Annotated in this window: 18 protein-coding genes and 1 pseudogene; 9 read left to right on the top strand and 10 right to left on the bottom strand. The window is 63.2% G+C overall.

Going from position 1 to position 18,872, the window contains the following annotated elements; translation table 11 throughout:
• The first annotated feature begins 102 nt into the window (after positions 1–102).
• Positions 103–564 (top strand): hypothetical protein, encoded by a 462-nt coding sequence (locus SB765_RS07095; RefSeq protein WP_341797091.1) that lies wholly within the window; start codon positions 103–105, stop codon positions 562–564.
• Between the two features lie 118 nt (positions 565–682).
• Here SB765_RS07095 and SB765_RS07090 read toward each other — a convergent pair whose 3' ends face one another.
• From SB765_RS07090 to lptM, 6 genes are read right to left on the bottom strand one after another with little or no spacing between them, the layout of a single operon-like run.
• On the bottom strand, positions 683–1,378 hold the full coding sequence (locus SB765_RS07090; protein ID WP_197864492.1) for an HAD family hydrolase: 696 nt from the start codon (positions 1,376–1,378) through the stop codon (positions 683–685).
• A complete protein-coding gene (xerC, locus tag SB765_RS07085; RefSeq protein WP_019473713.1) occupies positions 1,375–2,274 on the bottom strand; it encodes a tyrosine recombinase XerC in 900 nt (299 codons plus the stop codon). Before xerC ends, SB765_RS07090 begins: the two co-directional genes overlap by 4 nt.
• Positions 2,274–2,984 (bottom strand): DUF484 family protein, encoded by a 711-nt coding sequence (locus SB765_RS07080; protein WP_049273680.1) that lies wholly within the window; start codon positions 2,982–2,984, stop codon positions 2,274–2,276. Before SB765_RS07080 ends, xerC begins: the two co-directional genes overlap by 1 nt.
• Positions 2,985–2,997: 13 nt before the next feature.
• Complete coding sequence (gene dapF, locus SB765_RS07075) at positions 2,998–3,828, bottom strand: diaminopimelate epimerase (protein WP_410931117.1); 831 nt, start codon at positions 3,826–3,828, stop codon at positions 2,998–3,000.
• Between the two features lie 4 nt (positions 3,829–3,832).
• Complete coding sequence (lysA, locus tag SB765_RS07070; RefSeq protein WP_258910787.1) at positions 3,833–5,080, bottom strand: diaminopimelate decarboxylase; 1,248 nt, start codon at positions 5,078–5,080, stop codon at positions 3,833–3,835.
• A 9-nt stretch (positions 5,081–5,089) separates the two neighbouring features.
• Positions 5,090–5,308 carry an LPS translocon maturation chaperone LptM gene (gene lptM, locus SB765_RS07065; RefSeq protein ID WP_341797088.1) on the bottom strand — a complete coding sequence of 73 codons (219 nt, stop codon included), beginning with the start codon at positions 5,306–5,308 and terminating at the stop codon, positions 5,090–5,092.
• A 190-nt stretch (positions 5,309–5,498) separates the two neighbouring features.
• On the opposite strand from lptM, the gene cyaY reads away from it, so the two are divergent.
• The 3 genes from cyaY to rnk all read left to right on the top strand — a co-directional run bounded on the left by cyaY (position 5,499) and on the right by rnk (position 6,614).
• On the top strand, positions 5,499–5,831 hold the full coding sequence (gene cyaY, locus SB765_RS07060; RefSeq protein ID WP_341797087.1) for an iron donor protein CyaY: 333 nt from the start codon (positions 5,499–5,501) through the stop codon (positions 5,829–5,831).
• Between the two features lies 1 nt (position 5,832).
• On the top strand, positions 5,833–6,060 hold the full coding sequence (locus SB765_RS07055; protein ID WP_341797086.1) for a DUF1289 domain-containing protein: 228 nt from the start codon (positions 5,833–5,835) through the stop codon (positions 6,058–6,060).
• A 143-nt stretch (positions 6,061–6,203) separates the two neighbouring features.
• Positions 6,204–6,614 (top strand): nucleoside diphosphate kinase regulator, encoded by a 411-nt coding sequence (gene rnk / locus SB765_RS07050; RefSeq protein WP_016502183.1) that lies wholly within the window; start codon positions 6,204–6,206, stop codon positions 6,612–6,614.
• 30 nt (positions 6,615–6,644) lie between these two features.
• Here rnk and SB765_RS07045 read toward each other — a convergent pair whose 3' ends face one another.
• Positions 6,645–9,494 (bottom strand): class I adenylate cyclase, encoded by a 2,850-nt coding sequence (locus SB765_RS07045; RefSeq protein WP_410931116.1) that lies wholly within the window; start codon positions 9,492–9,494, stop codon positions 6,645–6,647.
• A gap of 166 nt (positions 9,495–9,660) precedes the next feature.
• On the opposite strand from SB765_RS07045, the gene SB765_RS07040 reads away from it, so the two are divergent.
• Entirely contained in the window at positions 9,661–10,113 is a 453-nt protein-coding gene (locus tag SB765_RS07040) for a YaiI/YqxD family protein (protein WP_019473824.1), read from the top strand.
• 28 nt (positions 10,114–10,141) lie between these two features.
• Here the strand turns inward: SB765_RS07040 and elbB are convergent, their stop codons facing one another.
• On the bottom strand, positions 10,142–10,810 hold the full coding sequence (gene elbB, locus SB765_RS07035) for an isoprenoid biosynthesis glyoxalase ElbB (protein ID WP_341797083.1): 669 nt from the start codon (positions 10,808–10,810) through the stop codon (positions 10,142–10,144).
• A 112-nt stretch (positions 10,811–10,922) separates the two neighbouring features.
• On the opposite strand from elbB, the pseudogene SB765_RS07030 reads away from it, so the two are divergent.
• Positions 10,923–11,549 (top strand): annotated as a pseudogene (locus SB765_RS07030) (sterol desaturase family protein); the annotation flags it as partial.
• Between the two features lie 501 nt (positions 11,550–12,050).
• On the opposite strand, the gene SB765_RS07025 reads toward SB765_RS07030, so the two are convergent.
• Positions 12,051–12,695, bottom strand: coding sequence for a DedA family protein (locus SB765_RS07025; RefSeq protein ID WP_341797082.1), 645 nt, complete (start codon positions 12,693–12,695; stop codon positions 12,051–12,053).
• 213 nt (positions 12,696–12,908) lie between these two features.
• Here SB765_RS07025 and ppk1 point away from each other — a divergent pair, with 213 nt between their 5' ends.
• On the top strand, positions 12,909–15,164 hold the full coding sequence (gene ppk1 / locus SB765_RS07020; RefSeq protein ID WP_049275804.1) for a polyphosphate kinase 1: 2,256 nt from the start codon (positions 12,909–12,911) through the stop codon (positions 15,162–15,164).
• Here the strand turns inward: ppk1 and ppx are convergent.
• Positions 15,151–16,653: an exopolyphosphatase gene (ppx, locus tag SB765_RS07015; RefSeq protein ID WP_341797081.1), complete on the bottom strand. Its 1,503-nt coding sequence runs from the start codon at positions 16,651–16,653 to the stop codon at positions 15,151–15,153. The two genes, ppk1 and ppx, sit on opposite strands and share 14 nt — an antisense overlap.
• Before the next feature lie 256 nt (positions 16,654–16,909).
• Between ppx and trxA the strand changes: the two genes are divergently transcribed.
• Positions 16,910–17,236: a thioredoxin TrxA gene (gene trxA, locus SB765_RS07010; RefSeq protein WP_012274768.1), complete on the top strand. Its 327-nt coding sequence runs from the start codon at positions 16,910–16,912 to the stop codon at positions 17,234–17,236.
• 228 nt (positions 17,237–17,464) lie between these two features.
• Positions 17,465–18,724 carry a transcription termination factor Rho gene (gene rho / locus SB765_RS07005; RefSeq protein ID WP_003253661.1) on the top strand — a complete coding sequence of 420 codons (1,260 nt, stop codon included), beginning with the start codon at positions 17,465–17,467 and terminating at the stop codon, positions 18,722–18,724.
• The last annotated feature ends 148 nt before the right edge of the window (positions 18,725–18,872 follow it).

Raw genomic sequence — 18,872 nt, 5'->3', positions numbered from 1 at the left:
TCAACGGTACTTCGAGGGAGAAGATAAATGGCAAATCAGTGGGAAATCCTGGCATTGGCAACCCGCTCTTCCTTTTGAAACCTACGAACACCGAGAAAAGAAATGATGCCCGGAGGACGAAAAGCAGAGGGCTGGGCATTGCGGTTGTGGGGAGGGCTGGATGCCCTTTATCTATTGCTCTACCTCGAAGGTAGTATTCGGCGTGGGCATTTTCCCGTGGTTACAGACCTACAGAACATGTGGGACATTTGGAGCGAGCAAGGCTGGCTCACCATAGCGCTGATGGCGATGAACGTGGTTCTGCAGGCCTCGATCATCTTCAGTGCTGCCCTTTTGCTGGGCGCTCGGAAGGCGGGAATCTATGTTGGTCTAGCACAAATGCCTTGGCGGTTGCTGTTCGCTGTGCCGTCTTTGTCGGTGCTGTTGGTCTGGGCCAGCTTGGCACCTGGCTACAACCCTTGGTTGATGCTCGGTTTGATTGTGATTTCAGAGTTAATCAAAGGTGGCACGTTGATGTGGTTGCTGCGTCGCCAAAGCCTGCATCGCAGGGTTGCTGGCGGTTAAGCACGGCATCCCGCCATCTCTGCGGAGTTTTGTGCAGCCTGTGCGGGCCGCATCGCGGGTGAACCCGCTCCCACAGGTTGGCTATTCACCTCAGATTCTGCGCGGCTCCAGGCCCCTGTCAGCGCCAGCGCGAAAGGACGTCGGGCAGCTGCGAAAGGCGCTGGATCTCGGCATCCGGTGCCTGCTCACCCGTCCACGCCTTGCCCTGGGGGTTGAACCAGACGGCCCGTAGCCCCGCGCGCTGGGCGCCTGCGATGTCATCGCCGGGGTGGTCGCCGATGTGAACGGCGGCGCTGGCGTCCGCCTCGCCGCGGCGCAGGGCTTCCAGGAACGGTGCCGGGTCCGGCTTGCCGATGCCGAGGTCTTCGGCGCACAGGGCAAAGCGAAAGTAGTCCGCCAGCCCCAGCCGGCTCACATCGGCATTGCCGTTGGTGACCACGCCCAGGGTGTAGTGATGGCGCAAGATCTCCAGTACCGGCTGCACCTCGGGGAAGATCTCCACCTGGTGGCGAGCGTGCAGGAACACTTCAAAGCCTTCGTTGGCAAGCGACTGCGCTTGCTTTTCGCTGTAGCCGACCTCTTCCAGGGCATGGAACAGCACCCGTCGGCGCAGGGCGCTGATGCGGTGCTTGAGGCCGGGCTCGGCCTGCACCAGGCGCTCGCGGATGGCGAACAGGTGCTCCACCGGCACGCCGCCCAGGATCGGGGCGTTGGCTTCGAGCCAGTCGCGCAGCACGACTTCGGCGCTGGCGATGACCGGCGCGGTGTCCCACAGGGTGTCGTCGAGGTCGAATGTGATCAGCTTGATGCTCATGAGTCTGTGCCTTTGCTGCGTTTGGCCCGAGGGTGGGCGCTGTCGTACACCGCGGCCAGGTGCTGGAAGTCCAGGTGGGTGTAGATCTGCGTGGTACTGATGTCGGCATGGCCGAGCATCTCTTGCACCGCCCGCAGGTCCTGGGACGATTCCAGCACATGGCTGGCGAAGGAATGGCGAAGCATGTGCGGGTGCAGGTGCTGGCCCAGCTCGCGCTCACCCGCCTTCTTCACCCGTTGCTGCACAGCCCGTGGCGTGATGCGGTTGCCCTGGCGGGTGATGAACACTGCGCGGTCACGCGGGTTGCCGATGCCGCGCAGGCGGTACCAGGCCTGCAGCGCCTCGCGGGCCTTGCGGCCAACCGGCAGAACGCGGGCCTTGCCACCCTTGCCCAGCACCTGCACCAGGCCGGCGGCGAGGTCGATGTGATCGAGGTCGAGGTTGGTCAGCTCGGACAGGCGCAGGCCAGACGAATAAAACAGTTCAAGAATGGCCTGGTCACGGCGGGCGATGAAGTCGTCGTCGACGCCGCCATCAAGCAGCTGCAGGGCGCGGTCGGTGTCCAGCACCTTGGGCAACCGGCGCTCACCCTTGGGCGCGCTCAGGCCGGTGGCCGGGTCGTGCTGGCACAGGCCTTCGCGGTTGAGGTAGCGGTACAGGCCGCGCACCGCCGACAGCAGCCGGGCCAGGCTGCGTGAAGACTGACCGTGGTGGTGCAGGCGGGCGATCAGCTGGCGCAGTTGCTGGATCTGCAGCGCCTGCCAACCGGCAATGCCGTGTTCCTTGCAGTAGCCGATGACCTTGTCCAGATCGCGCCGGTAGCCCACCAACGTATGCTCCGACACCTGGCGCTCGTTGCGCAGGTGTGCGCAATAAGCCTCCAGCTGGCGTTCCATCAGCGTACCGAGCGCAGGGTCTGGGTAACGCGCGGTACAACGCGGCCGAGCACTTCGGCGATGTAGCCGAGGAACAGGGTGCCGACGCTGCTCTTGTAGTGTTGCGGGTCGCGGCTGCCGATCGCCAGCACCCCATGCAGCCCCTGGTATTCGAGGGTGGCCACTGCGCTGGAGCCCACTTCTCGGCGCTGTTCTTCACCAAACAGGAACGCCAGCTCATGTTCACGCAGGTTGCCACTGACCGTCTTGCCGCCGCCCAGCAGGGCACCGATGGCCTGTTGCGCTTCGGCGTTGCTGACCCAGCGTCCGACCGGCGCAACGTTGTCGCCGAACAGGATGAGGCTGACGAAGGGCACCTGGAATTCCTGGCGCAGGCTGTCTTCGACCGCCATCACAACTTCTTCCAGGGTACCGGCGTCGAGCAGGTCGAGGATCAGCCGTCGGGTCTTGTCGAACAGCCGGTCGTTGTCGCGGGCCACGTCCATCAGTTGCGACAGGCGATGGCGCATCTCGATGTTGCGGTCACGCAGCAGCTTGAGCTGGCGTTCCACCAACGACACGCTGTCGCCACGCTGGTGCGGGATGTGCTGTTCGATCAGCAGCTCGTCGTGCTCGGCGAAGAAGGTGGGGTGGGCGCGCAGGTAGGCGACCACCGCTTCGGCATCGAGCTCGGCGGACTGCTGGGGTACAACCTTGGGCTGATCGGTCATGGCGGTTACTCGCTTAGAGACGAACCTGTCCTTCGTAGACGCGCACGGCAGGGCCGGTCATCAACACGGGCTTGCCGGGGCCGGCCCATTCGATGTGCAGGCGGCCACCGGGCAAGTCGAGGGACACCGGGGAATCCATCCAGCCTTGGCTGATCGCTGCCACGGCCGCGGCGCAAGCGCCGGTGCCGCAGGCCTGGGTTTCGCCCGCGCCGCGTTCCCACACGCGCAGGTTGGCGCGGTGGCGGTCGATGACCTGGAGGAAGCCGGCATTCACCCGCTGCGGGAAGCGTGGGTGGTTTTCGATCTTCGGGCCCAGCTCATGCACGGGGGCAGTATGCACGTCGTCGACGCGCAGCACGGCATGCGGGTTCCCCATGGACACGGCGGCAATCGAATGCAGCTGGCCGTCGACTTCCAGTGGGTAGTTCAGCGCCTGCTTGTCAGCGACAAAGGGGATTTCGGCAGGAATGAACCGCGGTGGGCCCATGTCGACACTCACCTGGCCGTCGTTCTGCACGTCCAGCACGATGATGCCGCTTTTGGTTTCCACGCGGATACGCTTTTTCGCGGTCAGGCGCTTGTCCAGCACGAAACGGGCGAAGCAGCGCGCACCGTTGCCGCACTGCTCCACTTCAGAGCCGTCGGCGTTGAAGATGCGGTAGCGGAAGTCCACTTCCGGGTTGTTCGGCGCCTCGACGATCAGCAACTGGTCGAAGCCGATGCCGGTATGGCGGTCACCCCATTGCTTGGCGTGCTTTGGCTGGATATGCGCGTGCTGGCTGACCAGGTCGAGGACCATGAAGTCGTTGCCCAGGCCGTGCATCTTGGTAAAACGCAGCAGCATGGGCTTACTCCGGCAGCAGGCTTTCGCCAGCGTACAGTTCGGCGATGGTCTCGCGGCGGCGTACTTCGAACGCCTGGTCGCCGTCGACCAGGATTTCAGCGCAACGGCCACGGGTGTTGTAGTTGGAGCTCATGACAAAACCATAGGCGCCCGCGGACTGCACGGCCAGCAGGTCGCCTTCGGCCAGGTTCAACACGCGGTCCTTGCCGAGGAAGTCGCCAGTCTCGCAGATCGGGCCGACCAGGTCGTAGGCACGGCCTTCGCCTTCGCGTGGGATGACCGCGCTGACACCCATCCAGGCCTGGTAAAGGGCCGGGCGAATCAGGTCGTTCATTGCCGCATCGATGATGGCGAAGTCCTTGTGTTCGGTGTGCTTGAGGTATTCCACGCGGGTGAGCAGCACGCCGGCGTTGGCCACGATGTAGCGGCCCGGCTCGAACACCAGGGCCAGGTCGCGCTTGCCTACGCGTTCGCGAATAGCCTTGATGTAGTCGGCCACCAGCGGTGGCTCTTCGTCGCGGTAGCGCACGCCAACGCCGCCACCCAGGTCCAGGTGGCGCAGGTGGATGCCGCAGTCGGCGAGGCGATCGACCAGGTCCAGCAGGCGGTCGAGGGCATCGAGGAACGGTTCCACGGTGGTCAGCTGCGAGCCGATGTGGCAGTCGACGCCAACCACTTCCAGGTTCGGCAGCTGCGCAGCACGCACGTAGATGGCCTCGGCGTCGGCGATGGCGATGCCGAACTTGTTTTCTTTAAGGCCGGTGGAAATGTACGGGTGAGTTCCTGCGTCAACGTCCGGGTTGACCCGCAGCGACACCGGGGCAACCTTGCCCATCTCGGCCGCCACGACTTGCAGGCGCTCCAGCTCGTCGGTGGACTCGACGTTGAAGCAGTGCACACCCACTTCCAGGGCGCGGCGCATGTCTTCGCGGGTTTTGCCGACGCCGGAGAACACCACGCGGTCGGCGCGCCCGCCAGCAGCCAGCACGCGCTCCAGCTCACCGCCGGAGACAATGTCGAAACCTGCGCCCAGGCGCGCCAGCACGTTCAGCACGCCAAGGTTGGAGTTGGCCTTGACCGCGAAGCACACCAGGTGCTCGGTGCCTTGCAGGGCGTCGGCGTAGCTGCGGTACTGGGCCTCGATGTGGGCGCGCGAATACACATAGGTGGGGGTGCCGAAACGTTCGGCGACGGCCGACAGGGCCACCCCTTCCGCGAACAGCTGACCGTCGCGGTAGTTGAAAGCGTTCATCTGGTTTCCTTACTGCGCAGGCGACTGCTCGGGCTCGGACTGCAGCTCGGGCTGCTGCGCTGGCGCCGGGGCCGCGGCCGGCTTGGCTTTGGGCTGGTGCTGGTGCGACTTGTGCGCTTTGCCGTTATCGCCGTCTTCAGGCAGGTACAGCGGGCCTTTCTGGCCGCAGGCCGAAACGAGGCAGGCAACAGCGACCAGCGCCGCGAAGGAGGAAATCAGGCGCTTCATGGGTGAAATCCTTAGAAAAATGCAGTATTGCGCCCGAGTATACCGAGCGACCGGCGGCTTGCCTATGCAAGGGCCGGTCCGCCGGGCGGGCGATTCTTGCCGCCTGCAATGGCTAAACTTTGCATTCGGCGCCAAGCGCCCGTATCTTGCCCGGCTTGCCTGTAACGCAGCCAATTTCGAGGTTCCTGCAATGAGTTTGAGTGAAGCGCGTTTCCATGATCTGGTCGACGCGACCCAACAGGCGTTGGAAGACCTGTTCGACGAGAGCGGCTTGGACCTGGACATGGAGAACTCCGCCGGTGTTCTCACCGTCAAGTTCGAAGGTGGCGCCCAGCTGATCTTCAGCCGCCAGGAACCGCTGCGCCAACTGTGGCTGGCCGACCGTTCGGGTGGTTTCCACTTCGACTACGACGAAGAGAGCAAGAAGTGGGTGTGCGAGAAGAGCGACGAACTGCTGGGCGAAATGCTCGAACGCATCGTCTGGGAGCGGGCTGGCGAGAAGCTGGACTTCGACGAGATCTGACATGAGCAGCGTCCAGGCCCGGCCACCCAAGCCGCTCTACAGCAACGTCAGCCCCGCCGTGCCATCGCCGTGCATCAGCGTTTGCCGGCTGGACGAGCAGCGGGTGTGCACCGGCTGCCAGCGGCATGTGGAGCACATTCGCGAATGGCGTTCAGCCGATGACGAACGGCGTCGGCAGATCTGCCGCGAGGCCCAGGCCCTGCGCGACCAAGCTAAGGCACACTGCTAGCAGGGGCTTGAGTATTTGCCCGGCTGTGGTAGTGTCGGGTTCTGCGTCGGTGACGCCAAAGCCTTCACAAACCCCGCCCTTGGGCGGGGTTTTGCTTTATCTGCACTACGAAAATCGCCTGTTCAAAGGAGTCTGACTGGATCATGAGCACCAAGCCTTCCCTCATCCTCACCCGATTGGACGTACAGCGTCTGGAGCGTCTTATCGACAGCCTCGACGAGAGTACGCCGGGTGTGCTCGCCCTGCAGGACGAGCTGGACCGCGCCGAGCAGGTGGTCGGTCACGAGGACGTGCCAGCGGGCGTGGTGACCATGAACTCGCGCGTGCACTGCCGTGAGGAAGCCAGCGGCAAGGACTACCACCTGACGTTGGTCTATCCGAAGGACGCAGGGCCGGAAGGCAATGTCTCGGTCCTGGCACCGATCGGTTGCGCTTTGCTGGGGCTGTCGGTGGGCGAGCAGATCGACTGGCCGGCACCGGGGGGCAAGACCCTCAAGCTGAAGCTGCTGGAAGTGGAATACCAGCCAGAAGCGGCGGGCGATTACGACCTGTAAGGGTCAAGGGGGCCGCACAGCGGCCCTCGGTCATTCCCCCAGCACCTGCTCCAACCCCTCATTCAACGCCTGCTCCAGCACCCGCTTGTAGCTCAGGTACACCTGCGTCGCGCCCAGCCGGTCATCCAGCAGCTCGGACAAATCCAGGTCGGTGATGTAGCACCGGTACTGTCCGGCACCGCGCCGTTGCCCGATGATCTGCCTGGCCACCACTGCATACAGCTGACCACCATGCTCCAGCTCGGAAAACTCTTGCTGGTCGCAGTACAGCGTCACATGCGCCGCACCCGCCACTCCGGCCTGGATGATGGCCTGCACCGCATAGTAAGGCTGGCCGCTGCCTTCGACCGGAGCCTGGCGCGCCTCGATGCTGCGCGCCTTGCCAGCGCCGGAAGGCAACAGTTGCGCGTAGTGGATGTCCAGCGAGGCAGCGCGCTGGGTATCCAGCGGCAGCCGGGCATCACGGCGCATCACCACTGACCGCAGGAAGCGTTGCAGTGGCAGCAGCAGGTGGGCTTCGTCATGCAGGGGAAGGCGCTGCTGCCACAGGGCATTGTATTCATCCAGCACATACAACTCGGCCCAGCCACCCTGCAGGCGGTAGAACACCTGGATGCAAGCCGGGCGGCCCTGTTCCAGCACCAGGCGCAAGTCGTGGTCCAGCAGTGCGTTGCTATCCAGGTACAGCGGGCTATAGGCGCTACGCTCCTCGCCCAGGTGGGCCAGCAGTGCTTCGTGCTCGGCCAGGGTGGCCAGGCCGACATGCCCGGCCAACAGCTCCAGCACATGGGTGTGTTGGGCCACCTGTAGCAGGTAGCGGTGGTTCAAGCCTTGGTCCAGCAGCAGCTGCACCGTGTCGAAAATTTCCTCCACGCGCTGGCCGATGGCCTGCGCGCGGCTCTGGCAAAAACAGCGCACTCGTACCCGTGGCCGGTGGCCGCGCAGCACCGGGCTGTTGAGGAAGTCCCGCAGGCAGCGCACCAGCGCGTGCTCACCGTCGTAGCGCTGGACCAGCACTTCGTTCCAACTGTTCAGGGTGACCTGGTCCAGGGTCAGCACCAGGTTTTCGCGCACGCCTGCGTAGCTCAACGAATCGGTACGCTCGGTGGTCATCAGGATGTTCAGGTCGCGGTGATGGCGCAGCGGGTCGATGGCGACATTGACCAGCAACAGCACCTCGTCGGCAACGCTGGGCTGCAGCAGGCGCACTTCGCTGACGATTGGCAAGGGCAGGGGAATGCTTTGCTGCAGGCAACCCATCAGGTTGAACAGCTCGAACTCGCTGAGGTCGCTGACGCCCGGGTGCAGCGCCAGGCGCGTGCTGCTGTCGATCACGCCGTTGCGGTGGGCCCAGGCCAGCAGTTCAAGCAGCTCGCGGCAGCGTTTGATCGGGCTGAAGTGCTCCACCTCGTGGGTACTCAGGTTGCCGCTGTACAGCTCCCAGTGGTAGCTGCCGGGCTCCTTGCGGTTGGGCGCCTGGACCAGGGTCAGGGTGCCTTCGGCCAGGTCCGGGGCGATGCCGGGGTTGATCACCTCGACCTTGCCGGCGCGGCGCTCGAAGGCCGCATACAGGCGCCGGCCCAGCACATTGAGGTCGCGCTGGTCGGCGCGGCTGCTGGCGTTCTGGGTGCTGGCAAACTGGCTGAGGAAGCGGTAGCTATGGTTCAGCTCGGCCACCAGTTCGCGGCGCTCGACAGCGACTTGCTGCACTTTCCATTGGCTGCGGCTGTCCAGCAGGGCCAGCTGACGCTCGTCCCAGCCCCACTCGTCTGCCAGGCGCTGCAACAGCCGGCGCTGCCAGCCATTGGCGCGGCCCTGGTCGCTGAGCTTCTTGTTCACCTTCAGGTACAGGCTGCGCCTTACCAGCTCCAGGCGCGCGGGCTCGCCACGTTGCAGCAGGTAACGTTCGATGCGTCGGTACACCATCACATACGGGTCCAGCTCGTCGAGGTCGAGCTGGTTGGCGAACACCGCCTGCTTGTAGTCCAGGCTCAGGCAGCGCACGGTGGGGTGTTCGCTGGCGTAGGCCTCGGTCAGCAGCAGCTTGAGTAGCGACTTGTAGGGCGAATCGATGCCCTTGAACAGTTGCCACAGGCCGGCACCGACGAACTCGCCGGGCGGAACGTGCGCCAGGTTGCCCAGGTCGAGGGCGTCCTGGCTGTGGATGAAGCGCTTGGTCAGCAGGGTCTGGGTGTAGGCGTGGTAATTGTGTTCCTGGTAGATGGGTACCAGCCACCACAGCGGTGTACGCCCTGCCAGCCATAGGGTAGTGCGATAGAACTCGTCCAGCAGCAGGTAGTGTTGGGTGGTGCCGCAGTCGTCGGAGCCCAGCTGGCCATCGCGTTGGCCCTGGGCAAAGCCTTGCGTGTCGATCAGGAAGAAATGCGCCTCGGCGCCCAGGCTTGCCGCCCAATCCTCCAGCAATTGGCACTTGCGGCGCAGTTCTCCCAGCAAGTGCTCGGGCAAGCCGGGCGCATGGCACACCCACAGGTCCATGTCGCTGTGCTCGGCCTGGGCCAGCGAGCCCAGGCTGCCCATCAGGTACAGGCCATGGATCGGGCGTGGCGGGTTGCCATGGCGGGCCTTGTAGGTGAACGAGCGGGCCAGGCGCTGGGCCTCGACCACCAGTTCGGCACCTGGCTCGTAGCCTGATACGCCCGCAGGCGTGCTGCCCGAGACGTAGCCGGGCAACAAGGGGTGGTTCACATGAAACAACAGTGGCAACAGTGTCAGTACCTGTTGCTGGCGTGTCGACAGGCCTTCCATTGCCCGCTGCAGGCGCCCCTCGTTGAGCTGCAGGAAGCGCGCACGCAATGTCGCCAGGACCTTGCGATCAATGCCTTCATTCAGGTCAGGGCGGATTTCGTGAGGGTGGTTCATTGTGCGCTCAGGCAGGCCAGTAAAGCTGTGGCGAGTTTAGCCTGAGTGGCGGGGACGGATAAGCGGTAATTGGTTTTTTGGCGCCATTTTCCCAGCGCCCGCCTGCTCCAGCTTTCGCTGCGCTTCAGGCATGATGGGCGCATTGAGTTCATGTAGAGAATTTCCGATGCGTGTATGGATCGATGCCGACGCCTGCCCCAAGGCGGCCAAGGATCTGATCGTCAAATTCGCCCTCAAGCGCAAGTTTGAGGTGGTGATGGTGGCAGGGCAGGCCGTGGCCAAGCCGGCGTTCGCGATCGTGCGCCTGATCGTGGTACCCAGCGGTATGGACGCAGCTGACGACTACCTGGTCGAACACGCCGTGCCCGGTGAGTTGGTGATCTGCAGTGATGTGCCGCTGGCTGACCGCCTGGTTAAAAAGGGCGTGACCGTGCTGGACCCGCGCGGGCGTGAGTTCGACGAGCGCAACATGGGCGACCGCCTGGCGGCGCGCAACCTGTTCACCGAGTTGCGTGAGCAGGGCCAGGTGGGGGGAGGGCAGGCGGCTTATGGTGAACGTGAAAAGCAGGCGTTCGCCAATGCGCTGGACCGGATCATTGCCCGGCTGAGTAAAACCTGATGCGGGGCTGCTTTGCAGCCCCAAAGGCTTACTGGTCACCCTCGTGCGTGAGTTCCAGGATTCGGTCCACCAGCTTGTAGATCCCGCCCGCCGCTTCGCTGATCGACTTGGCCTCCATGTAAGCCGGGGTAGTCACCAGCTTGCGCTGGGTGTCTTCGACAATGTCGTGCACATCGCACTCTTCATGGGTGCCGCCCATCTTCTCGACAGCCGCCGCAGTGCCTGCGTCGCTACCGATGGTGCAGACCACGCCCGGCCCGTAGATCTTCGCGGCCAGTGCCGGCGAAATGCAGATCAGGCCAACCGGCTTGCAGGCGTCGGCAAAGGCTTCGGCCAGGGCCAGCACGTCCGGGTTGACGCTGCAGTTGGCGCCTTCCACGGCGAAGTTGGACAGGTTTTTCGCCGCCCCGAAACCGCCTGGCACGATCAGCGCATCGAAGTCTTCAGCCTTGGCTTCGCGGATGTCCTTGACCTCGCCGCGGGCAATGCGCGCCGACTCCACCAGCACATTGCGCGACTCGGGCATTTCTTCGCCGGTCAGATGGTTGATGACATGCATCTGCGTAATGTTAGGCGCGAAGCACTGCACCTGCGCACCGCGCTGGTCGAGGCGCAGCAGGGTGATCACGCTTTCGTGGATTTCGGCGCCGTCATACACGCCACAGCCGGAAAGAATCACCGCTACTTTTTTTGTCATGCTCATTACTCCAGTGTCGAGGCGCTAAATGTCCTCTAGTTTGGCAGATGTCGCCATAGGGGTTGCCGCAGGTGCGGCCTAATCTTGATGGATACCGCCTGAGGCCGTACCCATGGACCTGATATTGCTGGCCGTGCCGTTCTTCTTCGTGCTCATCGCCCTGGAGCTGGTGGCCGACCGTGTGCGTGGCCAGCGCAACTTTACCCTGGCCGATTCGATCAACAGCCTGAGTACCGGCGTGCTGTCGACCAGCACCGGGTTGCTGACCAAAGGCGCAGGGCTGGTGACCTATGCCCTGGCGTTCGAGCACCTGGCACTTTTGCGCCTGCCGCCCGAAGCCTGGTGGGTATGGCTGCTGGCCTTTGTCCTGTACGACTTCTGCTACTACTGGCTGCACCGACTGGGCCATGAACGCAACGTGCTGTGGGCCGCGCATTCGGTGCATCACCAAAGCGAGGAATACAACCTCACCACCGCGTTGCGCCAGACCAGTAGCGGGTTCATCTTCTCGTGGATCTTCTACCTGCCGCTGGCACTGCTGGGCGTGCCGCCACTGGTGTTCATCACCGTGGCATCGCTCAACCTGCTGTACCAGTTCTGGGTGCATACCCGGCACATTCCCAAGCTTGGCTGGCTTGAGTGGGTGTTGATCACGCCATCCAACCATCGCGTCCACCATGCGCAAAACCCTGTTTACTTGGATCGCAACTACGGCGGTGTGTTCATTCTCTGGGACCGTCTGTTCGGCACCTTCAAAGAGGAGGACCCGGCCGAGCCTGTGGTGTTCGGGGTAACCACGCCGCTGGCCAGCTGGAACCCTCTGTGGGCCAACCTGCAGTTCTATGCCCAGCTCTGGCATGACGCCCGGCGCACTGCCAGCCTGTGGGACAAGCTGCGCATCTGGTTCATGCCCACTGGCTGGCGCCCGGCCGATGTGGCCGCACGTTACCCACAGGCCAAGCAGGACCTGACGCTTTTTCGCAAGTTCGAGGTTGCCCTGGGCCGCCCGCAACAAGCCTACGTGGCGACGCAGTTCGTGGTTTATGTGGCCTTGGGCAGCTACCTGATGGACGTAGCCGAACGCCTGCCGGCCGCCGCGCTGGTGCTCGGCTGGTCGCTCATGGCGTTTGGTCTGTTCGTGCTGGGCGGGTTGCTGGAGAACCGGCCCTGGGCTGCACGCCTGGAACTGGCGCGGCTTGTGGTGAATGCGCCGGCGCTGTACCTGGCCGGCGCACTGGGCCTAGCGGTGGTCGCGCCGCTGGCCTGGTTCCTGCTCGTGGTCTATAGCCTTCTCAGCCTGTGGGGCCTGGGCCTGGTCCGCCGCCTTGCGCTCCGCGCGCAAGGCGCGGAAACGCCGGCGCAGCCACAACAGGACGCCCAGCCCCACCAGGCCTCCAAGTACCCATAGCTCGTAACGCTTCACGTTGCCCAGCAGGCCTTCGAGAATGGCGCCGAAGTGGTACGCAGCCGCGCCCAGGGCTATTGCCCAGATGGCCGCGCCAAGGCCGTTGAGCAGCAGGTAGCGGCGCGGCGGGTAGCCCGACAGGCCAATGGCCACCGGCATGACCGTACGCAGGCCATAAACGAAGCGGAAGCTCAGCACCCAGATGTCGGGGTGGCGGCGGATGTGGTCCAGCGCCCGGTCACCCATCGCTTGCCAGCGTGGTTTGCGCGCCAGGATCCTGCGCCCGTGGCGGCGGCCCATGAAGTACCACAGCTGGTCGCCGGCATAGCTGCCGAAAAACGCCACCAGGCACACCAGCTTGATGTCCATGTACCCACGGAATGCAAGGAAACCCGCAAGCACCAGGATGGTCTCGCCTTCGAAGAAGGTGCCTAGAAAAAGGGCAAAGTAGCCGAAATCCTGCAGGAATTGTTGAAGCATTTTCTGAGGTGCTGGCGAAATGAACGCGCAGCCTACCCCTTCGCGCGCATTCGTGAAAGTGTCCAAATGTGTCTCGACGTGAACAATTCCTACACAGACAATGCCAGAGGCCACGCGCCATGGCTTGCCCTGGTGTGTAACACAGGCGTCATAATGGGCGCTTATCTTGCCGCTCAATTGATGATAGGGCGTTAACGTCCTCAGGAACGCCAGATGAATAATGAAGTGCTCACCCCTGTCGCGATCAAGGATGCCCAGGAGCTCCCGGAAGAGTTGGTGCAGACCCCGCCAGACCTGCCGCCGGCGCCCGAACCGGAGCCTGTAGAGGAACAGGTCGCCGAGCCTGTGGCCGCGGCGCCCGCGCCCGCGCCGGCCCCGGCAATCACCGTCCCCGGCCTGGACGACAGCAGCCTGTACATTCATCGCGAACTCTCGCAGCTGCAGTTCAACATCCGCGTGCTGGAACAGGCCCTGGACGAGAACTACCCACTGCTCGAACGCCTCAAGTTCCTGTTGATCTTCTCCAGCAACCTCGACGAGTTCTTCGAGATCCGCGTCGCCGGCCTGAAGAAGCAGATCAACTTCGCCCGTGAACAGGCCGGTGCCGACGGCCTGCAGCCGCACCAGGCGCTGGCGCGTATCAGTGAGCTGGTGCACATCGAGGTAGAGCGCCAGTACGCGATCCTCAACGACGTGCTGCTGCCGGAGCTGGAAAAGCACCAGATCCGCTTTATCCGCCGCCGTTACTGGACGCCCAAGCTCAAGACCTGGGTGCGCCGCTATTTCCGCGACGAAATCGCCCCGATCATCACCCCGATCGGCCTCGATCCGACCCACCCGTTCCCACTGCTGGTGAACAAGAGCCTCAACTTCATCGTCGAGCTGGAGGGGGTCGATGCCTTCGGCCGCGACTCGGGCCTGGCGATCATCCCGGCCCCGCGCCTGCTGCCCCGGGTTATCCGCGTGCCTGAAGAGGTGGGCGGCCCAGGTGCCAACTACGTGTTCCTGTCGTCGATGATCCACGCGCACGCCGACGACCTGTTCCAGGGCATGAAGGTGAAGGGCTGCTACCAGTTCCGCCTTACCCGTAACGCCGACCTGGCGCTGGACTCCGAAGAAGTCGACGACCTGGCCCGCGCCCTGCGCGGCGAGCTGTTCTCGCGCCGTTACGGCGACGCCGTGCGCCTGGAGGTGGCCGACACCTGCCCGAAACACCTGTCGGACTACCTGCTCAAGCAGTTCAGCCTCAGCGAAAGCGAGCTGTACCAGGTCAATGGCCCGGTCAACCTCACCCGCCTGTTCAGCATTACCGGCCTGGACAGCCACCCGGAGCTTCAGTACACGCCGTTCACCCCGGCGATCCCCAAGCTGCTGGTGAACGCCGACAACATTTTCAGCGTGATCAGCAAGCAGGACATACTGCTGATGCACCCCTTCGAGTCCTTTACCCCGGTGGTCGACCTGCTGCGCCAGGCCGCCAAGGACCCGCACGTGCTCGCCGTGCGCCAGACCCTGTACCGGTCCGGGGCCAACTCGGAAATTGTCGATGCCCTGGTGGACGCTGCGCGTAACGGCAAGGAGGTCACCGCGGTGATCGAACTGCGCGCGCGCTTCGACGAAGAGTCCAACCTGCAGATGGCCAGCCGCCTGCAAGCGGCCGGTGCGGTGGTGATCTACGGCGTGGTCGGTTTCAAGACCCACGCCAAGATGATGTTGATCCTGCGTCGCGAGCAGGGCGAGATCGTGCGTTATGCGCACCTGGGCACCGGTAACTACCACGCCGGCAATGCCCGCCTGTACACCGACTACAGCCTGCTGACCTCAGACGACGCCCTCACCGAGGACGTCGGCAAGCTGTTCAGCCAGCTCATCGGCATGGGCAAGACGCTGCGCATGAAAAAGCTGCTGCACGCGCCGTTCACCCTGAAGAAGGGCATGCTCGACATGATTGCGCGCGAAACCCAGTTTGCCCTCGAAGGCAAGCCGGCGCACATCATTGCCAAGTTCAACTCGCTGACCGACGCCAAGGTCATCAAGGCGCTGTACAAGGCCAGCCAGTCGGGTGTGAAGATCGACCTGGTGGTGCGTGGCATGTGCTGCCTGCGCCCAGGCATTCCGGGGGTTTCACACAATATCCAGGTGCGCTCGATCATCGGCCGCTTCCTTGAGCACACGCGGGTGTTCTACTTCCTCAATGGCGGCGAAGAGCAGATCTACCTGTCCAGTGCCGACTGGATGGAGCGCAACCTCGACAAGCGCGTCGAGACCTGCTTCCCGGTGGAAGGCAAGAAGCTGTTGCTGCGGGTGAAGAAGGAGCTGGAAGGCTACCTGACCGACAACACCCACGCCTGGACCTTGCAGCCAGACGGGCGCTACGTGCGCATCACCCCGACCGGCAACCAGAACCCGCGCAGTGCCCAGGCGACCCTGCTGGAGCGCCTGAGCAACCCGGTCCTCAACGTACGCTGAGGACGAAGCCGACCCGGGCCAGCCACTCCGCCTCGTTGGCGAAGTCGGCCTGGGTCAGCTGGTTCTGTTCCAGCCAGCCTTCAGGGAAGGCCACATCCAGGCTTGCATCGCCAGCGTTGAGCACCACCTTCGGCATCTGCTGGTTGCCACGGATGTGGTGAAACAGAATGGCGAAGCGCAGCAGCACGCACAGGCGCAGCAGCTTGATGCCTTCGTCACCCAGCTCGGCGAACTTGTCCTTGGGGATGTTGCGGCGGTGGCCGCGTACCAGCAAGGCCATCATCTGCTGGTCCTCGCGGGAGAAGCCCGAAAGGTCGGAGTGCTCGATCAGGTAGGCGCCGTGCTTGTGGTAGTGATAGTGGGCGATATCGAGGCCTACTTCGTGCACTTTCGCGGCCCAGCCCAGCAGATCGCGCCAATTTCCGTCTTTCAGCCCCCACGCATCGGCCACTTGGTCGAAGGCATGCAGTGCCTTGCGTTCCACACGCGCAGCCTGGCCCTGGTCCACGTGGTAACGCTCCATCAACGAGTTGAGGGTGCGTTCGCGCACGTCTTCATGGTGGTGGCGGCCGAGCAGGTCGAACAGCACACCTTCGCGCAGGGCGCCGTCACAGTGGTCCATGCGCTGCAGTTCCAGCGCGTCGAAAATCGCTTCGAGAATGGCCATGCCCGCCGGGAAGATCGTGCGGCGGTCCGGCTTGATGCCGTCGAAGTCGATCTTGTCGACTTCCCCCAGCTTGAACAGCTTGCGCTTGACCCAGGCCAGGCCCTCGGCGTTGACCTCACCATTGCCCAGGCCACCGGCCTTGATGGCGGCGCCGATGGCGCGGATGGTGCCGGACGAGCCGATGGCCTCGTCCCAGGTCAGGCGATGCAGGGCATGCTCGATGCTCATCAGTTCCAGGCGCGCGGCCGTGTAGGCCTGGGCGTAGCGGGCCGGGGTGATCTTGCCGTCGCGGAAGTAGCGCTGGGTGAAGCTGACGCAGCCCATCTGCAGGCTTTCGCGCAGCAGCGGCTCGAAGCGCTGGCCGATGATGAACTCGGTACTGCCGCCGCCGATGTCCGCCACCAGGCGCTTGCCGGGGGTGTCGGCCAGGGTGTGCGACACACCCAGGTAGATCAGGCGCGCCTCTTCACGGCCGGAGATGACCTCCACCGGGTGGCCGAGGATGGCTTCGGCGCGCTGGATGAATTCGTTACGGTTGCGCGCTTCGCGCAAGGCGTTGGTACCGACGATACGCACGGAGCCTGCGGGCATGCCGTTGATCAGCTGCGAAAAGCGCTTGAGGCAATCCAGGCCTCGTTCCATTGCCTCTTCACTGAGTTTGCGTTCTTCGTCGATGCCGGCGGCAAGCTGAACCTTCTCGCCGAGCCGCTCGAGAATGCGGATTTCGGTATGGTGGGCCTTGGCCACGACCATGTGAAAACTGTTGGAGCCAAGGTCGATGGCGGCGATCAGGGACAGGTTCTTCGCGATGGTATGCGGCATGATCTGGTTGTTCTCGGTCGTTAACCCGGCAATCGTGCCACGATAGCAGGCTGACGCCAACGCGTGACACGCAGCCGATGTGCTCGCCTTGATGCAAGGCAATGTGCCATTCGATTCTATGACGGCTGTATGACAGTTTCGATTCGCGGCGTCTTGCACAACTATAGTTACAGTCAATCGTCCGTGGCTTCCTGTCGGCGGCGGGGGCGGCTATGATGGGCAACGTTTTTTATTGCTTACGACCTTGGAGATTTCCATGAGCGACAAAATCAAACACGTCACCGACGCCAGCTTCGAAGCCGACGTACTGCAGGCTCAAGGCCCGGTGCTGGTCGACTACTGGGCTGAATGGTGCGGCCCATGCAAGATGATCGCTCCGGTTCTGGACGATATCGCTGCTACCTACGAGGGCAAGCTGACCGTCGCCAAGCTGAATATCGACGAGAACCAGGAAACCCCGGCCAAGCACGGCGTGCGTGGTATCCCGACGCTGATGCTGTTCAAGAACGGTAACGTCGAAGCCACCAAGGTTGGCGCGCTTTCCAAGTCGCAGCTGGCCGCGTTCCTCGACGCCCACCTGTGATGTGAAAAAAGCCCCGCAAATGCGGGGTTTTTCTTTTCCAGAGCACTAGACGCAGAAAAAAGCAAGTGTTACATTCGGCCTCGCACTGCTTTTCCAGTGCCCTCTACACGCCGTCGCCGAAGCATCCCTAATTCGAATCAGTACGCGATCCTGTCGCCATCTAGCGGCGCGGCCTCATTAAGCCAGAAGCTTAATTCTCCCTTCTTACATGATTACGTCACTCCCCTTATGAACCTGACTGAACTCAAGCAAAAGCCGATTACCGATCTTTTGGAAATGGCCGAACAGATGGGCATCGAGAACATGGCCCGTTCGCGCAAACAGGACGTGATCTTCGCCCTGCTGAAGAAGCACGCGAAGAGCGGCGAAGAGATTTCGGGTGACGGCGTGCTGGAGATTCTCCAGGATGGTTTCGGTTTCCTGCGCTCGGCTGATGCGTCCTACCTGGCCGGCCCGGACGATATCTACGTCTCGCCCAGCCAGATCCGCCGTTTCAACCTGCGTACCGGCGACACCATCGTCGGCAAGATCCGCCCGCCGAAGGAAGGGGAGCGTTACTTCGCCCTGCTGAAGGTTGATACCATCAACTTCGACCGTCCGGAAAACGCGAAGAACAAGATCCTGTTCGAAAACCTGACGCCGCTGTTCCCGAACAAGCGCCTGAAGATGGAAGCCGGTAACGGCTCCACCGAAGACCTGACCGGTCGCGTCATCGACCTGTGCGCCCCGATCGGCAAAGGCCAGCGTGGCCTGATCGTCGCCCCGCCAAAAGCGGGCAAGACCATCATGCTGCAGAACATCGCGGCCAACATCACCCGTAACAATCCCGAGTGCCACTTGATCGTGCTGCTGATCGACGAGCGCCCGGAAGAAGTGACCGAAATGCAGCGCACCGTGCGCGGCGAAGTGGTTGCTTCCACCTTCGACGAGCCGCCAACCCGCCACGTGCAGGTTGCCGAAATGGTGATCGAGAAGGCCAAGCGCCTGGTCGAGCACAAGAAGGACGTGGTCATCCTGCTGGACTCCATCACCCGTCTGGCGCGTGCCTACAACACCGTGATCCCGAGCTCGGGCAAGGTGCTGACCGGTGGTGTCGACGCCCACGCCCTGGAGAAGCCGAAGCGCTTCTTTGGCGCCGCGCGTAACATCGAGGAAGGCGGTTCGCTGACCATCATCGCCACCGCGCTGGTCGAAACCGGCTCGAAGATGGACGAAGTGATCTACGAAGAGTTCAAGGGCACCGGCAACATGGAGCTGCCGCTGGACCGCCGCATCGCCGAGAAGCGCGTGTTCCCGGCCATCAACATCAACCGTTCCGGTACCCGCCGCGAAGAGCTGCTGACTGCCGACGACGAACTGCAGCGCATGTGGATTTTGCGCAAGCTGCTGCACCCGATGGACGAAATCGCTGCCATCGAGTTCCTGGTCGACAAGCTCAAGCAGACCAAGACCAACGACGAGTTCTTCTTGTCGATGAAGCGCAAGTAAGTTTCGCCAGCAGGAATCGATTGGGGCTGCTTCGCAGCCCATCGCGGCACAAGGCCGCTCCTACAGGATTACGCACTACCTGTAGGAGCGGCCTTGTGCCGCGATGGGGCGCGAAGCGGCCCCAAGTCATTTTTGGCCATTAGGTGCC

The sequence above is a fragment of the Pseudomonas sp. SIMBA_067 genome, from assembly GCF_046534675.1.
Lineage (GTDB): Bacteria > Pseudomonadota > Gammaproteobacteria > Pseudomonadales > Pseudomonadaceae > Aquipseudomonas > Aquipseudomonas putida.
This window is presented reverse-complemented; position numbering and strand designations above follow the sequence as displayed.